The sequence below is a fragment of the Pseudomonadota bacterium genome, from assembly GCA_039028935.1.
In the GTDB taxonomy this organism is placed as follows: Bacteria; Pseudomonadota; Gammaproteobacteria; order Steroidobacterales; family SZUA-146; genus SZUA-146.
Map to the genome: position 1 here is coordinate 19058 of JBCCHD010000028.1, position 21569 is coordinate 40626.

Annotated in this window: 14 protein-coding genes; 8 read left to right on the forward strand and 6 right to left on the reverse strand. The window is 57.6% G+C overall.

Features of this window, described 5'->3' with window-relative positions; all coding sequences use genetic code 11:
* Window positions 1–38: 38 nt before the first annotated feature.
* Entirely contained in the window at window positions 39–2399 is a 2361-nt protein-coding gene (locus tag AAF465_12720; protein ID MEM7083586.1) for a trypsin-like peptidase domain-containing protein, read from the reverse strand.
* Window positions 2400–2885: 486 nt separating this feature from the next.
* On the opposite strand from AAF465_12720, the gene AAF465_12725 reads away from it, so the two are divergent.
* Entirely contained in the window at window positions 2886–5531 is a 2646-nt protein-coding gene (locus AAF465_12725; protein MEM7083587.1) for an EAL domain-containing protein, read from the forward strand.
* A 6-nt stretch (window positions 5532–5537) separates the two neighbouring features.
* Here the strand turns inward: AAF465_12725 and AAF465_12730 are convergent, their stop codons facing one another.
* Together AAF465_12730 and nadC are read right to left on the reverse strand one after the other, a co-directional pair.
* Window positions 5538–7982, reverse strand: a complete 2445-nt coding sequence (locus tag AAF465_12730) for an acyl-CoA dehydrogenase (GenBank protein MEM7083588.1) — start codon at window positions 7980–7982, stop codon at window positions 5538–5540.
* Between the two features lie 197 nt (window positions 7983–8179).
* Complete coding sequence (gene nadC / locus AAF465_12735; GenBank protein MEM7083589.1) at window positions 8180–9028, reverse strand: carboxylating nicotinate-nucleotide diphosphorylase; 849 nt, start codon at window positions 9026–9028, stop codon at window positions 8180–8182.
* A 223-nt stretch (window positions 9029–9251) separates the two neighbouring features.
* Between nadC and AAF465_12740 the strand changes: the two genes are divergently transcribed.
* The 3 genes from AAF465_12740 to grxD all read left to right on the forward strand — a co-directional run bounded on the left by AAF465_12740 (window position 9252) and on the right by grxD (window position 10287).
* Window positions 9252–9446, forward strand: coding sequence for a DUF1289 domain-containing protein (locus AAF465_12740; protein ID MEM7083590.1), 195 nt, complete (start codon window positions 9252–9254; stop codon window positions 9444–9446).
* A gap of 66 nt (window positions 9447–9512) precedes the next feature.
* Complete coding sequence (locus tag AAF465_12745; protein MEM7083591.1) at window positions 9513–9881, forward strand: BON domain-containing protein; 369 nt, start codon at window positions 9513–9515, stop codon at window positions 9879–9881.
* Window positions 9882–9957: 76 nt separating this feature from the next.
* Window positions 9958–10287, forward strand: a complete 330-nt coding sequence (grxD, locus tag AAF465_12750) for a Grx4 family monothiol glutaredoxin (protein MEM7083592.1) — start codon at window positions 9958–9960, stop codon at window positions 10285–10287.
* A gap of 144 nt (window positions 10288–10431) precedes the next feature.
* Here grxD and rnt read toward each other — a convergent pair whose 3' ends face one another.
* The 3 genes from rnt to AAF465_12765 are packed head-to-tail and all read right to left on the reverse strand — an operon-like array spanning window position 10432 to window position 13646.
* Window positions 10432–11076, reverse strand: a complete 645-nt coding sequence (gene rnt / locus AAF465_12755) for a ribonuclease T (GenBank protein ID MEM7083593.1) — start codon at window positions 11074–11076, stop codon at window positions 10432–10434.
* The gene (pyrC, locus tag AAF465_12760; protein ID MEM7083594.1) at window positions 11073–12119 is read right to left on the reverse strand and encodes a dihydroorotase; all 1047 of its coding nucleotides are present in this window, start codon (window positions 12117–12119) and stop codon (window positions 11073–11075) included. Before pyrC ends, rnt begins: the two co-directional genes overlap by 4 nt.
* A 21-nt stretch (window positions 12120–12140) precedes the next feature.
* Complete coding sequence (locus AAF465_12765) at window positions 12141–13646, reverse strand: M17 family metallopeptidase (protein ID MEM7083595.1); 1506 nt, start codon at window positions 13644–13646, stop codon at window positions 12141–12143.
* Window positions 13647–13781: 135 nt separating this feature from the next.
* On the opposite strand from AAF465_12765, the gene aceE reads away from it, so the two are divergent.
* Genes aceE through ggt form a run of 4 tightly spaced genes read left to right on the forward strand, consistent with a single transcriptional unit; the run spans window position 13782 to window position 21560 of the window.
* The gene (gene aceE / locus AAF465_12770; GenBank protein MEM7083596.1) at window positions 13782–16445 is read left to right on the forward strand and encodes a pyruvate dehydrogenase (acetyl-transferring), homodimeric type; all 2664 of its coding nucleotides are present in this window, start codon (window positions 13782–13784) and stop codon (window positions 16443–16445) included.
* A gap of 9 nt (window positions 16446–16454) precedes the next feature.
* The gene (locus tag AAF465_12775; GenBank protein MEM7083597.1) at window positions 16455–18062 is read left to right on the forward strand and encodes a dihydrolipoyllysine-residue acetyltransferase; all 1608 of its coding nucleotides are present in this window, start codon (window positions 16455–16457) and stop codon (window positions 18060–18062) included.
* Complete coding sequence (gene lpdA, locus AAF465_12780) at window positions 18059–19792, forward strand: dihydrolipoyl dehydrogenase (GenBank protein ID MEM7083598.1); 1734 nt, start codon at window positions 18059–18061, stop codon at window positions 19790–19792. The genes AAF465_12775 and lpdA overlap by 4 nt, the downstream gene beginning before the upstream one ends.
* A 52-nt stretch (window positions 19793–19844) precedes the next feature.
* Entirely contained in the window at window positions 19845–21560 is a 1716-nt protein-coding gene (gene ggt / locus AAF465_12785; protein ID MEM7083599.1) for a gamma-glutamyltransferase, read from the forward strand.
* Window positions 21561–21569 lie beyond the last annotated feature (9 nt).

Below are 21569 nucleotides of genomic sequence, written 5' to 3' on the forward strand. Positions count from 1 at the left end.
GACGTGGCGTTTTTTTAGCCGCGCTAAACGCGCAGCGATTATTCCACTAAGCCACTGGGTCCGGGTGGACTCAGGAAGTAGGTGGAGACAATCGCAAAGTCGAGGAAGTTCACTGCGCCGTCTCCGTTCAGATCGGCCAGCGTGTCGGTGGTGTTAAACACCGCCGAGAACTGCGCAACATCGGCAAAGTTGACCACGTTGTCGTTGTTAAAGTCGGGGTCACAGATGTTGCCGTAACCGTCGCCATCGACATCGGTCTGATCGGCGTTAGCCACCAACGTACAGTTATCGGCCGAGTCATTCACGCCGTCGCCGTCGGCATCAGCGACACCAAACACATCGCAGACAAAGCCATTGTCCCCTAGGACAAATACGTCATCCACGGCCCACCACCACTCGTATGACGCATTGTAGTACCGCAAGCGCACTTGAAAATCGAACGCGCGATAGGCGGTAATGTCGAGACTCACAACGCCTGAGGCATCGCCACCCGAGAAATTGGCGATGGTCACCCACTGACCATTGGTGGCGGTTGAGCGCACATCCACATCGGCCTGCTCATCTTGACCGCCGGTGTACCAATTAAAGTCATGCGTAAACTGCAGCCGTACGTTTTGCAGTTGAGCCGTGTCGATCACGGGGCTAACCAATTCCTCTTCTTGCGTTGAGCCGGTGCCCGCCGCGTCTGAGTCGATGATCATGTAAGGCGCGATCAGCGGTAAGGTTCGGCCACCGGGGTTGGTGTCGGTCCAGGTAGCGGCCGCGCCACCGCCTGAGCCACCATCGATCACCGACCAGGCACCCGCACCCGCATCAAAGCCGCTGTTATAGATCTCAATATCGGGCACGTCGCCGAGCGGCAAGCTCACCGTGTTGAGCACATCCTCAAATGTGCCGCCACCGGTAGACGATAGGGCGGTTAGATCAAAGCTTATGGTGTTGCCGCACATCGCGTCGGTGGGGATGGTGATGGTAATCGGGGCGCTGACGGCGCTTGAGCCGGCGTCCACATTGCCAAACGACAACGCGGAGTCGTCGATCACAATCGCATCGGTCACCGCTGCATTGAGTCCGATTTGGGCGACGACGTCCGCCGCATTTTGTGAGCACGACGCATTGCGGACCTGTACGGTAAACTGCCAGCTCTCACCGGGTTCGATAATGGTGTCGCCGTTACCAATCACTTCGACCGGATCGCTGGCGCCGGTAAACTCAAGCGACAGACTGTCGGTGCACAGGAACGGCTCTATCAGTGGCGCGATGTCGGTCATCAGCATACCGCGGTTGCCCACGCCCGGTGTGGTACAGCCACCGCAGTGGTGTAGCGCGACCAGCTTGTTGTCCGACGCACGATAAATTGCCGAACCCGAGCTGCCGCCCTCGGTATCGAGCGTGTTGTAGTAGCGTAGCACCGTGCCGTCGACTTCCACGTCGGTACCACTGCCTTGGGTGATTTCAAGCGGGCGCCCATCAGGGTGCTGCAGGATATAAATTTCCTCGCCCGATGTAAGCGGCGTGGTGTCAATGTCAGCATAGCCAAAGGTGGCGGCAGGATCGCCTTCAACAGTGGTGAGTGCAAAGTCAAGATCGCCTGGCGCGGCATCGCAATTGATGAAGGGCTCACTCGCCAGCATTTCGTCGCAGCGGAAGCCCTGCCAGTCGGTGGTGGTTGGGGCGCCAATGTTGCATCCCGTGCGATAGAAGTTGAAGACATACTCAGTCCCATCGCACTGCAACTGGCTGCCCACGCAGTGCTGGTTGGTCAGCACCACGTTGTTGGGCGACACATTTGAGCCCGAGCAAAAGAGGGCGGTGTTGGCATTGCCGCCTACGGACATGACCCCGACCGCGGCCTGAGCGTTTGCCCATTTGCCCGCGTCGTTCTGTATGCACACCGCATCGTCGAATTCTTCGGGCGAACAAATGCTGCGGCTGTCGCTTTCGATTGCGGGCTTAAACATATCGGCCGAGCCGATGATGAGCCGGTCGATGCCAAACGGCATTTTGTCGTAGGGCGAGTGATACTCAAATCGCAGCGTCATGCCCTCACCCTGCGAGGACAGCGCCCAAAAGTTGATGCGTGACTTGGGTCCTTGGCCGGTGAGCGTTTCCACGACTCGCCCCCGGTCATTGATAATGTGCAGCGCATCGCCAGGCCGCAGATTCATGTTGTGAATGTGCGCTTTGATAAAGCTCGCACCTGGGTGCGCAATGCTGCGCGTCCATACCCATTTGTCGCCCTGGCGGCTGGCTTTGGACAAGTCCGCGTCCAGCGCATACTCGATCGCATTACCGACCACAGAACGTTCCACTTCAGGCTGTGGTTTGGCGGCATTTACCGTCAGGCTATAGGTCAAAAAAAAGACGAGCGCGACAGCGCCTCTACGTGTGTTGGTCATAGTTCCCCCTGTTGTACGGCGCCCGGTTGTCATGTTGCGAGCCGTGCTTCTTCCCGAGCGTGGACTCGTGCTGGTGGCCGCCATGTCGGCCCAGCCAGCGGTTAGGTAAGCGCCGATGTTTGGGTCAACATAACGCGCCGCGAAGCAGAACGCAAAGTGACCAAATCTCATGGCCTGGAGTAGGCAAATCGCTGAATTGCCACTGAAAACTCGATTGACCATGCCTGTTTCGCCAGCCCACGGACGATTGTGTGACGCAGTTGGGAGCCATCGATGACCGATGCTGGCACGATGGTGGGGGGCCAGTCTGACCATTCCATTCATGGCCGTCGCGGAATCATATTAAATTACAGATAGTTCGCACCATCTGTTAATATGATTTCTGGGGGTAGCAAACCGTATTTCAGCGCAGCGGGCGGCGATTGTCCACTGTGCCCAGTGGGTGGTGCTCGACACACGGCGCCAAAATAGGAAAAGCCAACAAGAATGACGAATAAACCATTGATGATTGCCGGCATGGACGTCTTGTACACCAAGATCGCCGTTGATTTTCAAAACGTCACCGATGACAGCTGGGATGAAACCGTCACCGCCTGTCTGACCCGACTGTGCGAAACCTCGCGCGTCGACTCCGTGTTTTTGGCTTTGTATTCCGATCAGGCCGACAGTCTGTCAGAGCTCTATGTGGCCACGCGCGAAGGCGCCGCGATTCAACCTCAAACATTAAAAGGACAAACGCTGAGCGATGAGTCGATGCTCATCAACGGCCTGGGTCATCTGCGTCTGTCCGAAATCGTGAGCAGCACGCACCCGCCTGAACACCGCGAAGCGGATTGTCGCTGGTTAGCGGAGGCCGGTATCGAGTCGATCATCATGATCGGGCTGAGTGTTCAGCAGCAGCCGCGCGGCTTCTTGGCATTTGCCACCGAAAACACGTCGCACGGCTGGGATGCCAGTTTTCATCTGCTGTTGAAATTGATGGGTAGCAGCATTGCGTCGGGTATGGAGCGCATGTATGCCGAAGGCTTGTTGCGCAATGAGCAAGAGCGCACTGAGCTTGCGCTGTTTAGCGCGAACGACGGTATCTGGGACTTCGATGTCGCCACCAATAAGGTGTATTTCTCGCCACGGTGGAAGCGCATGCTGGGCTACGACGAAGATGAATTCGAAGAGTCGATGCCCGACTGGACGAGCCTCGTGCACCCGGACGATTTGGCGCGCGTGCAGTCTTCGCTTCGCGATCACCTCGACGGACGTACCGAACTGTTTGAGAGCATTCACCGCATGCGTCACCGCAGCGGCGAGTGGCGTTGGTTGTTGAGTCGCGCCAAAGCCAAACCCGATCATAACGGCCGTCTTAAGCGGCTGGTGGGCGTTGAACTCGACGTGACCGAACGCAAGCTGTACGAAGAAGCGTTGTTTCGCGAAAAGGAAAGTGCACAGATTACCCTGCAGTCGATCGGGGACGGGGTTATCACCACCGACGCCGATTGCATAGTCGAATATTTGAATCCGGTGGCCGAAGAGCTGACAGGCTGGAAACTCGAAGATGCGTCCGGCCGACCCGTTGACGATATTTTCCGTGGTTTCCACGAAGAGACGTGCGAGCCACTAGAGAATCCACTGGCGGTATCGATTCGGCGCAAGCGCTCGATTAAATCGATTCGCCCCACGTTGTTGATTCGTCGCGACGGCAATGAGCTATACATCGAAAGCAATGCCGCGCCGATTCGCGATGGCCGCGGCAATTTCTCGGGTGGCGTGCTCGTGTTCCACGATGTGAGTGAATCGCGCGAGCTCAACCGACGCCTTAGTTATCACGCCAGTCACGATATTCTCACCGGTCTGGTGAATCGCCGGGAATTCGAAAGTCGGCTGGAGCGCGCATTGCGAAGCGCAAAAGCCGGCGAAACCGAATACGCTCTGTGTTATTTCGATCTCGACCAGTTCAAGATGGTCAACGACTCGTGCGGCCACACGGCCGGTGACACGTTGCTCGGACAGCTGGGTTCGCTGCTGAAATCCAAAATACGCTGGCGCGATACGTTGGCGCGTTTGGGCGGCGACGAGTTTGGCCTATTGCTCGAGAGCTGTTCGCTCGACGAGGCGCTACAAACGGCTGAAGAGTTGCGCGAGGCGATCGAAGAATTCAAATTCATGTGGGATGAGCGCACGTTCCGGTTAGGGGTGAGCATTGGCGTAGTGCCGATCACCAACGACAACGAGGACATCACGAGCATCCTTACGGCGGCGGACAGCGCCTGTGCGTCGGCCAAGGAGGCCGGACGTAATCGCATTCACTGTTTCCAAGAAAACGACATCGAGCTCATGCGTCGTCGACGCGAAATGCAGTGGGCGGCGCGCATCAATAACGCGCTTGAAGAGGATCGATTCGAACTTTATCGTCAGCTCATCCGACCCTTGTCCTCCAGCGAAGAGGGGTTGCACTACGAAATCTTGTTGCGCATGCGCGATGAAAACGGTGCGGTGGTCACACCCGATGTGTTCATCTCGGCGGCGGAACGCTACAGCATTACACCGAACATCGATCGGTGGGTGATTGAGAACACCTTGCGTTGGCTAATTTCCGAAGCCGATGAGCGCGAGCGCCTGACCCTGTGCTCGATCAACTTGTCGGGCCAGTCGCTCGGTGACGACAAGTTCTTGCCGTTTGTGATTGATCAGTTTCGTACCAGCGGCATTGACGCCACCAAGATTTGTTTTGAAATTACCGAAACGGCCGCGATCGCCAGTTATTCGCAGGCCAGCCGGTTTATCAACTCGCTCAAAGAACTCGGCTGTCAGTTCGCGCTCGACGACTTTGGCACGGGTATGTCGTCATTCGGCTATCTCAAACACTTCCCAGTCGATTATCTGAAAATCGACGGCAGTTTTGTCAAAGAAATCTTGCGCGATCCCATCGATCGCGAGATGGTTCGCTCCATCAATGAAATCGGCCATCTCACCGGCAAGAAAACCATTGCGGAATTTGCCGAGAATGACGAAATCATTAACGTGCTGCAGGAAATGAAGGTCGACTACGCACAGGGCTACGGCGTGTCCGTGCCCAAGCGCGTGAAAGAGCCGATCTCCGAGCTCGATCCCGAAGATATCTTTGTCGAGCCGACCTAAGCGTTATTAGCCCGCTTGCGCGACCGTGTGCGGTTCGCGGTGCGAGATCGCGCTGTCTTGTGGGAACTGATCCACACCGATCACCGCATTGATCAGTTCATGCGCTTCGCGCACGCTCTGTTCTTCGATATCCGATATCACACCTTCGGCCACTGCCTCTTTGAGAATCTCATCGAAGTTATACGGTCGCACGCGCTTTTTGATCGCACCGTAAATGCGTCGTTCGATCGGTTCCGCCGCAATTACTTTGCCCAGCGCCACTTCGAGCAACCCTTGTGCATCATTCACGTCCTGGTTGAGGTACATGCCGGCGGTGAGACGATCGCGCGTTGCAGACGGGCTCAGCAAGAGCTTCGACACCCGATGCCCGATGCCGTCGGACGGGCGGCGATACGTACGGCCGAGTGGCAGAACCAGACGACGCAGAATCTTACCCACGATCGGAATGGGGAAGTTGTACAGCACGCCTTCTAGCGCGTCCTGCATGTGATAGAGCGAATCGCGCATCGCCCAGTTGACGAGCGGCAGGTCGGCGGAAGGGCGTCCGTCTTCATCAAATTTTTTCAGCACCGCCGAGGCCATGTAAAGATGACTCAAGACATCCCCCAACCGGCCGGATAATTTTTCTTTGCGTTTCATCTTGCCGCCGAGAATGAGCATGGTGACGTCCGCGACAAATGCATAGGCCGAACTCATGCGGGAGAGCTGGCGGTAGTAGTGGCTGGTGGCGCCCGCTTTGGGTGTGCGCACAAACAACGAACCGGTGATGCCCATCACGAACGCGCGTACGGCGTTGCTGATGGTAAAGCCCACGTGCCCAAAAAACGCTTTATCAAAGTCGATTAACCCGCGGTGCATGTCGTCGTCGGCAACCGCTTTCATCTCATCGAGAATGTGCGGATGGCAACGAATAGCGCCCTGGCCAAAGATAATCATGGTGCGAGTCAGAATATTCGCGCCTTCGACGGTAATGGCGACGGGTACGGCGCGGTAGACCGACCCCAGGTAGTTACTCGGGCCCATACAGATGCCCTTGCCGCCATGGACATCCATCGCGTCGTTGATCACCTGACGCATACCTTCGGTGTTGTGGTACTTCAAAATAGCCGATAGCACCGAGGGCTTTTCACCCAGATCAAGCGCAACCGCCGTGAAAATGCGCGCAGCGTCCATACGGTAGGTAATGCCGCCGATGCGGGCGAGTGCTTCTTCTACGCCCTCAAACTTGCCGATCGGTAATTTGAACTGACGACGAATACGCGAGTAGGCGCCAGTGAGTCGTGAGGCCGCCTTGCCGGCCGCGGTGCCCAAGGCGGGTAGCGAGATGGCACGGCCGACTGACAAGCAGTCGGTCAGCATGAGCCAGCCGTCGCCGATTCGCTCTTGTCCACCGATCACCCATTCCATGGGTACAAACACGTCTTCGCCCATGTTGGGGCCGTTTTGGAAAGCGGCGCCGACTTTGTGGCGATCGCCGATGGTGACGCCGGCGGTGTCGGTGGGGATCAGTGCGCACGTAATGCCAAGATCGGCGTCACCGCCGAGCAGACCGTCGGGGTCTTCGGCTTTGAAGGCCAGACCCAGCACGGTGCAGATGGGGCCAAGCGTGATGTAACGTTTTTTCCAATTGGTGCGAAAACCGAGCACCGTCTTACCATTGTATTCCCCTTCGCAGACAACGCCGGTGTCGGGAATGCCGCCAGCATCGGAACCCGCGTGGGGACCGGTGAGGCCAAACGCCGGAATTTCGATGCCTTTTGCTAGGCGAGGCAAATAATAGTGGCGCTGCGACTCGGTGCCGTAGTGCAAGAGCAGTTCACCTGGACCCAATGAGTTCGGCACCATAACGGTGACGGCAGCGGGGCCGCAGCGCGTGGAGATTTTCATCACCACTTCGGTTTGGGCGCGCGCTGAAAACTCGAGGCCGCCGTATTCTTTGGGAATGATCATGCCAAGGAAGCCCTGGTCTTTGATAAACGACCACACCTCAGGCGGCAGGTCGTTGGCTTCGCCGATTTCCCAGTCATCAAGCATGGCGCACAGTTGTTCCACGGGGCCGTCGAGAAAATCTTGTTCTTCTTTTGAGAGTGTGGCGGCGGGGTAGGCCAGCATCTTGTTCCAGTCAGGGCGGCCACTAAACAGATCTTTTTCCCACCACACGGTGCCCGCGTCAATCGCCGTTTGTTCGGTTTCGGACATCGCTGGCAGCACAGAGCGGTACCACTTATAGATGCGTGTGCTGAACACCTGGCGCCGAATACCGGTGTGCGCGAAGGGGATAAAGAGCGCGGCAAGCACGATCCACGACAACAGCGAAAAGTCGCTACTGGTGAGCTGCTTGAGCAGTAACACGCCGGCGGCGCCCACCGCCCAGACCTTGATTGATTGGTTGGTGTAGGCAAGCGCGATAAAAACAAGAAGCGCGATGAGGCTGAAAGTCAGAAGCGACACAGGCATTCCTCGGGTCGGGAGCCGGCGACTTCGGCCGGACAGTGGCACACGTGCGAAGGCGGGGCTTCGCGCTCGGACGTTGCAATAGAGCGACGTTTAGGTCTCTGAGTCTACTACGAACGCTGCAAAGCAACAAACGCCTTTGGTGGGCAAAGGGTTATGTCTAAAGGAGGGTAAGGCTTTGTATTTGATAACTTTTACTGCTCAAAACGCATCGATAGGTCGAGTGCCTGAACATGCTTGGTCAGCGCGCCGACGGAGATAAAGTCCACCCCGGTCTTGGCGATCATTCGGAGCCGATCGATTTCGACGTTGCCGGACACTTCGAGTTTCGGCCGATCCAGACCCAGAAACTCGGCCTTGGCCACCGCCTTTTTCATTTGCTGTATCGAAAAGTTGTCGAGCATGATGACGTCCGGATGGGCGTTTAGGGCGACTTCGAACTGATCGAGGTTTTCCACTTCGATTTCCAAAAGCAGGTCGGGCGACAACTCGCGCGCCTTACGGATCGCCTGCTCGATGCCGCCACACGCCATGATGTGGTTTTCTTTGATCAGTATCGCATCGTAGAGGCCGATCCGGTGGTTGCGGCCGCCCGCCGTGTGGACCGCGTATTTTTGCGCCATGCGCAGTCCGGGCAGGGTTTTGCGTGTGTCGAGCACCTGGCAATCGGTGCCGCGCAGCTCATGCGCGTAACGCGCCGTGACGCTGGCGGTGCCCGACAGGGTCTGTAAAAAGTTGAGCGCGGTGCGCTCGCCGGTCAAAATCGGCCGCGCCGGTCCCTTAATTCGGCAGAGCAAACTGTCGGCCAAAATCGCACTGCCTTCTTCGGCGGACCAAGTCACGTCGATTTGCTCGTCCAGCTGGGCAAACACCTCATCAAACCACGGACGTCCGCAGACGACGCCCGGCTCACGTGAGATGACACGCGCATAGACCATAGCATCCTCCGGCACCAGACTGGCGGTCGCATCGCCCGTGTGTACATCTTCTTCTAGGGCGCGAGCCACCGTGGGCGCAACCGTGTCCTGCCAATCGATACTCATGGCCTTCCTCGAGTCAAAGAGTGCGTAGTATACGGATTGTGGTTGGCGGGAAACAGGCCCGATCTTTGACGCTTTTTGCAGAACCCGCGTCGGGCTGTTGGCGACCCGACCACCGGTGCCTTGCTAGACTGTCACTTGGTCGCTCGAGCGGTCGCCCGGATTGCCATCGAACCATCGGCACCCGGCATTGTCCATCCCCCAGAACCATAAGGAACGGTTTGTTTTGAAAAATCCCAGCTTAGAGTCGCCCTGCGTCGGGGTCTGTCAACTCGACGAAAACAATGTGTGTACGGGCTGCTTGCGCACGCTGTCTGAGATATCCTTGTGGTCCCGGTTGTCGTCACTTCAACGAAAAGCCGTGTTGCTCGAGATTCGCAAACGCGAAGCTGAGCTGAACAAGGTGGGCACCAGCAGCTAGCCATACGGGCTGCGTCGTCCGCCGGACATCCGCGTCGCGTAGGCGGCGCCTCTGGAGGACAAGATCATGCGTTCACGAATTGCTCTGTTACTTCTTTTGTCGGCCGGCTTGGTGGGCCTAAGCGGGTGTGCCGCCCTACTGATCGGTGGGGCCGCTGCGGGCGGCTACGCCGTGGGCAAGGACGAACGGCCCGCCAAACAAATTCTGGATGACGGCACGATCACCGCCTCCATCAAAACGCGCTTTGCCGCCGACAAGTATGTGAGCGCTCTGGCCATCGATATCGACACGTACGACGGCGTTGTGACGCTCAATGGTACGGTCGGCTCCTACGTGGAACAGCAGCGTGCCGAAGACATTGCCCGCGACATCGTCGGGGTGAAATCGGTGGTCAACAAACTTGTGTTACGCCGTGCTCCGGACGACGACGGGTAATGGTGTTCGCGGTTGAATCGCCGCCGTTTCGTCCCCATCTTTTCTTCTCTGAACACGATCACAGACAGGTATGACTATGACCACCGAACTCAATGAGCGGATTGAAAAACAACTGAACAGCAATCCAATTTTGCTGTACATGAAAGGCACGCCAGACTTTCCCCAGTGCGGGTTTTCGGCGCAGGCAGTCGCCGCGCTCAAGCAGGTCGATGCGGATTTTTCTTACGTGAACATTTTTGAAGACCCCGATATTCGCGAAGGACTTAAAGTGTATTCCAATTGGCCCACGTTCCCGCAGCTATACATTAACGGTGAACTGATGGGCGGCTGCGATATCGTGATCGAGATGTACAAGAGCGGCGAACTCAAAAGCGCGGTGGACGACGCGCTCGGTCGCGGCGAGTAGTCGTCATCTTCTAATAATCGTCGTCCTCTGTTTTTCTGAGACGGCATCGACTTGCGCTGAGCGGCGCTCACCTCACGGTTTGCTAGTGGGTGACGGGTGCTCGGACAACGTGTGTTGACTGTGCGGTGTGTGCAGACCTTGCCATTAGTCGGGCGACAGGTGTCGCCGCGAGGCGTATACCGGCTGAAAGCGATTGACAATGTCGCAAAATAGATCGGCAGTCTGCTCAGCATCATACGCCGCGCTGTGCGCTTCGGTGCTGTCCCACTCTTTGCCGCTCGCTTTCACCGCGCGTGCCAGCACCGTTTGACCGAACGCGACGCCGGCCAGCGTGGCGGTATCAAAACTGCTAAAGGGGTGGAACGGATTGCGTTTGATTTCCGTGCGCGCCACGGCGGCATTCAAAAAATTCAAATCAAATGCGGAATTATGGCCCACTAATATAGCGCGCGTGCACAGGTTGTCGCGCAGTTGTTGCCGAACTTCGCGAAACACCCGCTGCAGCGCGTCTTTTTCATTAATCGCCGGTCGCAGCGGATGATGGGGGTCGATGCCGTTCACTTCCAGTGATGCGGGATTGAGGTTTGCGCCCTCGAACGGCTTGATGTGAAAACGAATCGTCTCACCGCGAGTAATTTGGTCATCGGCGTCTAAATGAACAAACACGGCCGCAATTTCCAGGAGCGCATCGGTGTGATGGTCGAAGCCACCAGTCTCGACATCGATAACGACTGGCAAGAAGCCACGGAAGCGATCTTTGAGTGGTGGGTGGGCGAGATCTTCGTTCATAGGTGCGCTGTTCGAAGGGTCCAGTTTATTGACCCGCCCGCTCGGAAAGGGATGAGCCGATCGTCGCCGATGGCGTAGTCATCGGGCACCTGCCATGCGGTGCGTTCGAGTGTAATGGTATCAGTATTAACCGCGAGTCCGTAAAACTGGGGACCGTGCAAACTGGCGAATCCCTCCAGTTTGTCCAGCGCATCCGCCTGCTCAAACACCTCAGCGTACAACTCGATGCCGGCGTGCGCAGAATAAATGCCCGCACAGCCACAAGATGATTCTTTTGCCTGTTGTGAGTGGGGCGCGCTATCGGTGCCGAGAAAGAAACTCGGGTCGCCGCTGATCGCTGCCTCGACGAGTCGTTCGCGATGACTCTCGCGTTTCAGTATCGGTAGGCAATAGTGGTGCGGACGCAATCCCCCTTGAAACATCGCGGAGCGGTTGAGCAACAGGTGCTGAGGGGTCAGCGTGCCGCCCACGTTGGTGCCGCTATTGGCAACAAAGTCGGCGCCTTGTCGTGTGGTGATGTGCTCGAGGACGAGTTTGAGGGTCGGCAGGCGGCGGAGAAGTGGTTCGAGGATCGTATCGATGAATACCGTTTCACGATCAAACGTGTCGACATCGGGATCGGTGACTTCACCATGAATAAGAAGGGGCAGTTGGTATTCGGCCATCGCTTCAAGTGCCGCCATGCACGCACTGATATCGTGCACGCCGTGAGCCGAATTGGTGGTGGCGCCTGCGGGGTACCACTTGATGCCGATCACGCGCTCGTCGCGACTGGCGTCAATCACCGTTTGCCGATCGGTGGTGGGCGTCAGGTACAGCGCCATGAGTGGTGTGAATGGATGGGCGTCGGGTAGCGCCGCGCGAATGCGCGCGTGATAGTCGCCGGCCATCGCGACCGTGGTCACGGGCGGGACGAGGTTTGGCATGATCACCGCCCGGCCAAACCGTTCGGCTGTGTGCGGCACTACGCTGCGCATGGCATCGCCGTCGCGCAGATGCAAATGCCAATCGTCGGGTCGAATAATGGTCAGTGTGTCAGACACAAAGCACTCCAATCGTTCACGTCAGGCTTTGCCGTTCAGTACGGCATGGGCCTGCTGTTCGATAAGAAAATGAGTAGTAAAGCGCACGCCAAAACCTGTGGTGTCGGTGCCGACGTGGGCGAGGCCTCCTTTTTTGTTGCCCGCCGATAAGTCGACGTGCACCCAGGGCACACCGCGCGCAATAAATCGATTCAGAAAACGCGCCGCGGCGATGTGATCACCTTTACCGCTTATCGGGCACTGCACCACATCGGCGTATTTCGAGTCGAGCAACTCATCGTAGTCGCTGGCCATCGGGAATGGCCAGGTGCGTTCGCCACTCGATTCGCCGGCCGCGATGAGCGTGGCGTTGAGCGCCTCGCGATTGGCGAATGCGCCGGAGTAGCGTTCGGTGAGCGCGTTCACGCAGGCGCCCGTGAGCGTCGCAAAATCGATCAGGAGTTCGGGTTTTTGAGCCGAAGCAAAATGCAGTGTGTCGCACAGCGCCATACGGCCCTCCGCATCGGAGTGCATGACCTCGATGGTGGTGCCGTTTGCTGCGGTAATAACCTCAGTTGGCGTGTGTGCCTCACCATCAATACGGTTTTCGGTGATTGCCAGCCAGCATTCGAGTGTGCGATCGGGTTCGATGGCGCAGAGCGCCAAAAAACTCCCAAGTGCGACCGAACTGCCTTGCATATCCTCGTGCATGCCTTGCATGCCCGCCGCGCTTTTGACATTGATGCCGCCGGTGTCGAAGCACACGCCTTTGCCCACCAGTGAAACCCAGGGTCGGGTGTCCGCCCCGGCGCGTCGAAGACACACAATGCCAGCCGAACCATGCGGATTGCCCTGTGCGACCGCCAAAAACGCATTGGCGCCCATACGCTTTAGTTGAGCCTGGTCATAGACCGTGATGGCCAGATTGTCTTTTTTGGCCAGCTCACGACACGCGTCGATGTAGTTTGCGGCGTTGAGGACGTTGGGCGGCAGCGCGGCGAGTACGCGCGCGATGTTGTTACCGTTCGCCTCGGCTTTCAGACGGTGCGTGTCGAGGCTTGGGCACACGTAGACGTCCAGATACCGCAACCGGCGCGCCGCCGGCTTTTGCCGTTTAAAACTCGTGAGCGCACACACATGGGCGTGGCCGGCGGCGGCGACGGCCTCAGCAAAACGCTGACGCGTGTCGTCGGATTTGTCGTTGCAGACAACCGCAATGCGTTTGGGATTAAGTGGGGCCAGCGCGGCAAACAGTTTGCGGGCGACGGACAGGCACTCGAACATCGATGGATTCGGTGAAAACGACGCGTAGGTCAGGCCGGGCGAGGTGTTTGTGCCGGGACTGGTGGCGTAGTCCACCGCGTTGCCCGTCGCGCTGCGCAAATGCCGGACAATCGCGTCGAATGGCCGACGTTCGAGCAGTTGCTGCCGTTTCGATTTGGGTTCGATCAAGAACACGTGATCTGCGGTTTTTAGCTGCATTGCAGTAGGGCGACCGGCGTCATTACGCACGATAAGTTTTGTTGCGTTTGGAAGTAACTGGCGCACGTTAATCCTTGACCTAATTTGTTGAATTCTGGATTATACAGATTGTTCTGGCGCCGTCTGGCGCTTTATTCGAAACGCCTTTTTCGCTTGTCATTTCGCCGGTGTCCAGGCACTGGGACGAAGGGATCTTTTTTTATGCGCGACGGTAAATCCAACCCCGATGTTGATCCGGCTGAAACCCGAGATTGGCTCGAGTCGATCGATTCGGTTTTGAAAGTTCACGGCCCCGAGCGGGCGCACTTTCTCATCGACCACCTGGTTGACCACACGCGACGCTCGGGGGCGTATTTGCCGTTTACGCCAAATACCGCGTATCTCAACACCCTGCCGGTGGGCCAAGAGCCCGTCTATCCCGGCGACATAGCCATTGAGAAACGCATTCTGGCCTATCTGCGCTGGAACGCCATGGCGATGGTGGTGCACGCCAACAAGCTCAGTTCTGAGTACGGCGGCCATATCGCGAGCTACGCCTCATCCGCCGTCCTGTATGAAGTGGGCTTCAATCATTTTTGGCGCGCCCGAACGAAAGACTTTTTGGGCGACATGGTGTTTATTCAAGGTCACGTATCGCCAGGTATTTATGCGCGCGCTTTTCTAGAAGGTCGTCTTGAAGAAGAGGATCTATTGCGGTTCCGCCAAGAAGTGGGCGGGGGCGGTCTATCGTCCTATCCGCACCCGTGGCTGATGCCCAATTTTTGGCAGTTCCCCACGGTGTCCATGGGACTGGGCCCGATGATGGCCATCTACCAAGCGCGATTCATGCGCTACATGCAAAACCGAGATTTGCTCAAGTTTCAGGATCGTAAGATCTGGTGCTTCCTCGGCGATGGTGAAATGGATGAGCCCGAGAGCCTCGGCGCCATTACCATGCCGGTGCGTGAAAAACTCGACAATCTGATTTTTGTCGTGAACTGCAACCTGCAGCGTCTCGACGGTCCGGTGCGCGGTAACGGCAAGATTATTCAGGAGCTCGAGGCCGCGTTTACGGGTGCGGGCTGGAACGTGATCAAAGTGGTGTGGGGGTCGCGCTGGGATCCCTTGCTGGCCAAAGACCACAAGGGCCTGTTGCGCAAACGCATGGAAGAGGCCGTGGACGGTGAGTATCAGAATTTCAAAGCGAAGGGCGGTGCCTACACGCGTGAACACTTCTTTGGCAAATACCCGGAGCTCAAAGCCATGGTGGCCAACATGTCCGACGAAGACATTTGGCGACTGAATCGCGGTGGGCACGATATGCAAAAAGTGTATGCCGCCTACGCCGAAGCCATAAAACCCACCGGTCGACCCACTGTGATTTTGGCCAAAACGGTCAAAGGGTTCGGTATGGGGAGCGCCGGCGAAGGGCAGAACATCACGCATCAGAAGAAAAAACTCGACGAGCAGGCGCTGCGCGATTTTCGCGATCGTTTCAATATTCCGGTGAGCGATAAAGACCTGCTTGAAGTCCCTTTTTGCAAACCGCCCAAAGACAGCGACGAGATGAAATACCTCAAGTCGCATCGTGAGCGGCTTGGCGGTTCGCTGCCGGCGCGCACCACATCCGCACCGTCGCTGGAAGTGCCGGCACTGTCGGATTTCGATGTGCAGTTAAAAGGAACCGGCGAGCGCGAAGCATCTACCACCATGGCCATGGTGCGAATTGTCACACAGCTCATAAAAGACAAGAACATCGGCAAGCATATTGTACCGATCGTGCCGGATGAAGCCCGCACCTTCGGCATGGAAGGCATGTTTCGTCAGGTGGGTATTTACTCGTCGATGGGGCAGCTCTACACACCGCAAGACGCCGACCAGCTCATGTATTACCGTGAAGACAAGAAAGGTCAGATTCTTCAAGAGGGCATCAACGAGGCCGGCGCCACGTGTTCTTGGATCGCGGCAGGCACCTCCTATTCCAACCATGGCGTGAGCGCGATTCCGTTTTATCTTTTCTATTCGATGTTCGGTTTCCAGCGTGTCGGTGATTTTATGTGGGCGGCTGCGGATATGCAGGCGCGTGGTTTCTATATCGGCGGTACAGCCGGGCGCACCACGCTCGCCGGGGAAGGATTGCAACACCAAGACGGACACAGTCTGGTGCTCGCGTCCACTATCCCTAACTGTCTCGCCTACGATCCGGCTTATGCCTATGAGCTTGCTGTGATTGTGCAGGACGGTCTGCGGCGCATGCACCAAGAGCAGGAGAACGTGTTCTATTACCTCACGTGCATGAACGAAAACTATCTGCATCCGGCGATGCCTGACGGTGTCGAAGAGGGCATTCTGCGGGGCATGTACCGTCTACGCGAGGGCAGCAAAGGTAAACTGCGAGTGCAGCTTTTCGGCTCAGGCACGATCTTGCGCGAAGTGCTGGCCGCCAGCGATTTGCTGGCTGATGAGTTTGATCTGCCGTCGGACGTATGGAGTGTCACCAGCTACACCGAGTTGCGTCGCGATGGCGCGGAGAAAGACCGCTGGAACATGCTCCATCCCGGCAGCACCCCGCGCAAACCGTATGTTGCCGAATGCCTGGACGGTCTCAATGGGCCCTTTATTGCCGCCAGCGACTACATGAAAATTGTGCCGGATCAAATCCGCAATTGGGTGCCCGGGCGATATTGTGTGCTGGGCACCGATGGGTTTGGTCGAAGCGACGGCCGGGCCGCCTTGCGCCGTCACTTCGAAGTCGACCGCTACTACATTGCGGTGAGTGCACTCAACGCGTTGGCTGAGGAGGGCGCAATCGGGGCCGACAAGGTCAAGGAAGCCATCCGAAAATTTGGTGTGGATGTGAGTAAACCCAACCCGAGTTCGGTGTAGGAGAGCCTTGTGAGTGATCGCATCGAAGTACGCGTACCCGATTTGGGCGATTTCAGTGATGTCGAAGTCATCGAGGTATTGGTCGAACCGGGTCAAACGGTGGACGCCGAAGAGGGCCTTATTACACTCGAGACCGATAAAGCGGCGATGGATGTGCCGTCGCCTCACGCGGGCAAGGTGCTTGAGCTTACCGTAGCGCTGGGTGATACGGTGTCTGAGGGGCACGTGATACTCACGCTTGAAGTAGCGGCCAGTGCCGACGCGGTCGACACCGCCACGGACGACGCGCAGGCGGATGAGGCCATTTCGAATGTGGCCGCGTCGGCGGAACCGTCTTTGGTCAATGTGGCGGTACCCAACCTGGGCGATTTCGACGATGTCGAAGTCATCGAGGTGCTCATGAAAGCGGGCGATCGGGTCGACGTGGATACGCCTCTGCTCACGCTGGAAACCGATAAGGCAACGATGGATGTGCCTTCCGAGGTTAGTGGCACCATCGAGTCGGTGTCGGTTTCGGTCGGCGATCGCGTGTCGGCGGGCGCGGTCGTGGCGACCTGCCTGGCGGACGCAGCGGCGCAATCACCCGCCGCGCCGGCAATCGACGCGACGCCGGCACCCACTCCCGCGCCCGCACCAACAGCGGCTACGTCCAGCCCGCCCGCGCCTGCGACCGGCGCCGCGCCGGCCGCGTTACCCCCGATCAGTGAAGCGACCTTTAAACTCGCGCACGCCAGTCCTGCCGTGCGGAAGTTTGCCCGTGAACTGGGCGTTGACCTTGGTAGAGTGACCGGGTCCGGTGTGAAGTCGCGCATCAGCAAAGACGACGTTAAAGCGTTCGTCAAGTCGGTGATGATGGGCGGGTCGGCCTCGGTGGGATCGGCGTTGCCCGAACTGCCGTCTGTGGATCACGCAAAATTTGGCGACATCACGTTAGAGCCACTGTCGCGTATCCAGAAAATCTCGGGGCCTCGCCTGCACGCCAGCTGGGTCAATATTCCGCACGTAACGCAAAACGATCTCGGTGACTTCACCGCGACTGAGGCGCGCCGCAAAGAAATGAAAGCCGCCGCCGCCGACCAGGATATCAAGCTCACCCCATTGGCATTTGTGGTGCGCGCTTGTGTGATTGGGCTGACCGAATTTCCATTGTTTAATGCATCGCTGTCCGATGACGGTAAAGCGATGGTCATGAAGGACTACATCAATATTGGCTTTGCTGCCGACACGCCAAACGGACTCATGGTGCCGGTGATTCACAACGCCGAGTCACTCGGTGTTCTCGAGATTGCGAAGGCGCTGGGTGAACTCTCGTTGAAAGCGCGGGAAGGCAAGCTTAAGGCTACCGACATGCAAGGCGGTACGTTCACCGTGTCGAGTTTGGGTGGTATCGGTGGAACCTCGTTCACGCCCATTATTAACCCGCCGGAAGTGGCGATACTCGGCGTTTCGCGCTCGGCCATGCAGCCGGTGTACATCGACGGTCAATTTGAGCCGCGACTGATGCTGCCGCTGTCGCTGTCTTATGATCACCGCGTGATCGATGGGGCAAGCGCCGCCCGATTTACCGCGCGCTTGGCCGCGTTAGTCGGTGATATCGACGCACTGGTGTCCGCATGAGCGAACCCACCATCATTCAGGTGCCCGAACTTGGCGACTTCGACGAAGTGGAAATCATCGACGTTCTGGTTCGACCGGGCGATCAAGTTCACAAAGAAGATGCGCTGGTCACACTGGAAACGGACAAAGCGGCCATGGACGTGCCGTCGCCGTTTACCGGGCGGTTGATCGAGGTCAGTGTCAAAACAGGCGATAAGGTCTCGACTGGCGACACCATTGCGCTCATTGCCGTATCGGTGGATGAGGAGCAGGCGCCGCCTGTCGATGAACCCACACTCACGTTGCCCGGGGCGCCCGAGGGCAGCACCTACACCGGTCAAGTGGACAACAAATGTGAGCTACTTGTGCTCGGTGCGGGTGTGGCCGGCTATACGGCCGCTTTTCGCGCCGCCGATCTTGGCATGGACGTCACACTGGTTGAACGCTGGCCATCCTTGGGCGGAGTGTGTCTCAATGTTGGCTGCATCCCATCGAAAGCGCTGCTGCACGCCGCCAAAGTCATCGATGATGCCGCGGCAATGGCCCATCACGGCATCACGTTTGGCGCGCCGAAGGTTGATACCGAAAAACTGGTGAGCTGGAAAAACTCGGTAATCGGTAAACTCACACAAGGTCTTTCGGGGTTGGCAAAGCGACGCAAGGTGCGTGTCGCTCCCGGAGTTGGCACGTTTTTGTCGAGCCATCACATCGAAGTGACCAATTCAGGTGGTAGCGAAGTCATCGCCTTTGAGCAATGTGTCATTGCCGCGGGGAGTGAGCCGGTTAGCTTGCCGTTTATTCCCGACGATCCGCGTGTGATTGATTCCACCGGGGCGCTTGAGCTCGAAGAGTTACCCAAACGCCTGTTAGTTATCGGGGGCGGTATTATTGGGCTTGAGATGGCGGCGGTGTATTCCTCGCTCGGTGTTCAAATTTCGGTGGTAGAACTGACCGATCAGCTCATACCGGGTTGTGATGCGGACTTAGTTAAACCTTTGCATCAGCGCATTAAGAAGCGCTACGAAAACATTTGGCTCAACACCAAAGTGACGCTCGTCGAGAGCAAGTTGGACGGAATGGAGGTCACCTTCGAGCGCGATGGTGAACGCTATGTCGACACCTTTGGGCGTGTGCTGGTGGCCGTCGGTCGACGTCCAAACGGTGCGCTTATTGGTGCCGAAAACGCGGGTGTCACAGTGGATAATCGCGGCTTTATCCCATCGGATCAGCACATGAAAACCAACGTACCGCACATTTACTCCATCGGTGACGTGCGCGGTAATCCCATGCTTGCCCACAAGGGCAGTCATGAAGGCAAGGTGGCGGCCGAGTGTGCACACGGCCTCAAACGGGCCTTCGATGCGCGCGTTATTCCCTCGGTCGCCTACACCGACCCTGAAGTCGCGTGGGTAGGGCTGACGGAAACGGACGCGCGCAACAACAACGTGCCGTATGAAAAAGGAACCTTTCCTTGGGCGGCTAGCGGTCGCGCGTTAGCGCTTGGTGTTGATAGTGGCCTGACCAAGTTGCTGTTTGATCCTGATACGCATCGCGTCATTGGCATGGGGGCAGTCGGTCCACACGCCGGTGACCTGGTGGCCGAAGCGGCGCTGGCCATCGAAATGGGCTGCGATGCCGAAGACATCGGACTCACTATCCATGCGCACCCAACGTTATCCGAGACAGTGGCGATGGCGGCCGAGATGTTTGACGGCTCCATCACCGATTTGATCGCGCCCAAGAAGCGTTAGCGCGCGTTAACGCCAACACTCGCGTGGTGTGGGTGATGGGATGGAGGTAACTATGCATCGACACGCCTATCGGCGTCTGTTCGCTCTCGTCCTGATGAGCGCCATGTTGGCGGGCTGTCAGGTGTCAACGTCACCCCGCTCGGACCACGCATCGCTTGTTGCCGAACCAGCGCGCACCGCTGCGGTCGCCATGCCGGATGAGTACGGTGCGCGAGTGAGCGAAGCCATTTTGCGTCAGGGCGGAAATGCGGTGGATGCCGCGATTGCTGCGGCGTTTGCGCTCGCCGTCACCTATCCCGAAGCGGGCAACATCGGCGGCGGTGGTTTCATGCTCATCCACATCGATGGACGCAATCACTTTTTGGATTACCGCGAAAAAGCCCCGGGTCACGCGTCGCGCGATATGTACCTGGACGCACAAGGGGAGGTGATAGAAAACGCCAGCCTCATCGGTAATCGTGCTGCTGCGGTGCCGGGGACCGTCGCTGGTTTATACGAGGCACACACCCGCTTTGGAACGATGCCCTGGGATGCATTGATCGATCCTGCCATTGAGCTTGCCGAGAACGGTTTTGTGATGCCTGAATCGCTGGCTGAGTCCATCGCCGACATGCGCGAGTGGCTGGGCGATCAAACCAATTTTTTTGATTATTTCGGAGAGGCCAGCGCAGGCGAACGGTTTCGACAGCCCGAGCTTGCTCAGACACTTCGGCGAATTGCGAAGTGGGGGCCCGATGGCTTCTATCAGGGGGTGGTGGCCCAACAACTGGTCGACGCATTGCAACCCAATGGACTCATTTCACTCGAGGATCTTGCGGCCTACGAGGCCGTATGGCGTCAACCGTTGATCGCCGAGTGGCGTGGTTACACACTCGTGTCCGCACCCCCGCCGAGTTCCGGTGGCTTTGCGGTCGTGCAGTTGCTAAAAATGAAAGATGCCTTGGCGCATGAGTTTGAGGGCAAGGCGCACAACTCAGCGCCGTACGTGCACTTAGTCGCTGAAATGGAAAAGCGCGTGTTTGCGGATCGCGCTGAGTATCTTGGTGATCCAGACTTTGTCGATGTGCCAATCGATGCATTGATCGATGACGAGTACATTCAAGCGCGCGCGCACGATGTCAATCCGCGTGCGATCTCCCGTCTGGCCGCGGTGCCGCCGGGGTTTGAGTCGGCGGACACCACGCACTTCTCAATTGTCGATGGGGACGGTAATGCCGTGGCCAACACGTATACGATTAATTGGCATTTTGGCAGCGGTGTTGTCGTCGAAGGCGGCGGATTTTTACTGAACAACGAAATGGATGATTTTAGTGTTAAGCCAGGTGTGCCAAACGTGTATGGGGTCGTCGGCAATTCGGCCAATGCCATCGCGCCACATAAACGCAGTCTGTCTTCCATGTCGCCAACGATGCTGTTGCAAAATGGCGAGGTTGATTTAGTGGTGGGTACGCCCGGTGGCTCGACTATTTTCACCTCTGTGTTTCAGGTTATTGTGAATGTGCTCGACTTCAATATGACCCCGCAGCAGGCGGTGGACGCGAGCCGTTTTCATCATCAACTTCTGCCGCCGGACCTCGTGACGTACAGTCCTAGCCGGCCGCTGCGGCCCGACGTGCAGTCGAGTCTGAGCAAAAGCGGTTATCGCACTGAGCCGCATAGCTGGGAGTTTGGCGATCTGCAGTTAATCGTTCGAGACGGCGAGACACTGATTCCGGCGTCGGATGCCAGGCAGCGTGGCGTGTCGCGCGTGATTGCCTTACCTCGATAGGTGCGGTCG

Coding starts and splice junctions, on each gene's coding strand:
- nadC (MEM7083589.1), bottom strand. CDS start 9,028: ATGAGTATCGATTGGCAGGACACGGTTGCGCCCACGGTGGCTCGCGCC.
- aceE (MEM7083596.1), top strand. CDS start 13,782: ATGCGCGACGGTAAATCCAACCCCGATGTTGATCCGGCTGAAACCCGA.
- lpdA (MEM7083598.1), top strand. CDS start 18,059: ATGAGCGAACCCACCATCATTCAGGTGCCCGAACTTGGCGACTTCGAC.
- grxD (MEM7083592.1), top strand. CDS start 9,958: ATGACCACCGAACTCAATGAGCGGATTGAAAAACAACTGAACAGCAAT.
- ggt (MEM7083599.1), top strand. CDS start 19,845: ATGCATCGACACGCCTATCGGCGTCTGTTCGCTCTCGTCCTGATGAGC.
- AAF465_12725 (MEM7083587.1), top strand. CDS start 2,886: ATGACGAATAAACCATTGATGATTGCCGGCATGGACGTCTTGTACACC.
- rnt (MEM7083593.1), bottom strand. CDS start 11,076: ATGAACGAAGATCTCGCCCACCCACCACTCAAAGATCGCTTCCGTGGC.
- AAF465_12720 (MEM7083586.1), bottom strand. CDS start 2,399: ATGACCAACACACGTAGAGGCGCTGTCGCGCTCGTCTTTTTTTTGACC.
- AAF465_12745 (MEM7083591.1), top strand. CDS start 9,513: ATGCGTTCACGAATTGCTCTGTTACTTCTTTTGTCGGCCGGCTTGGTG.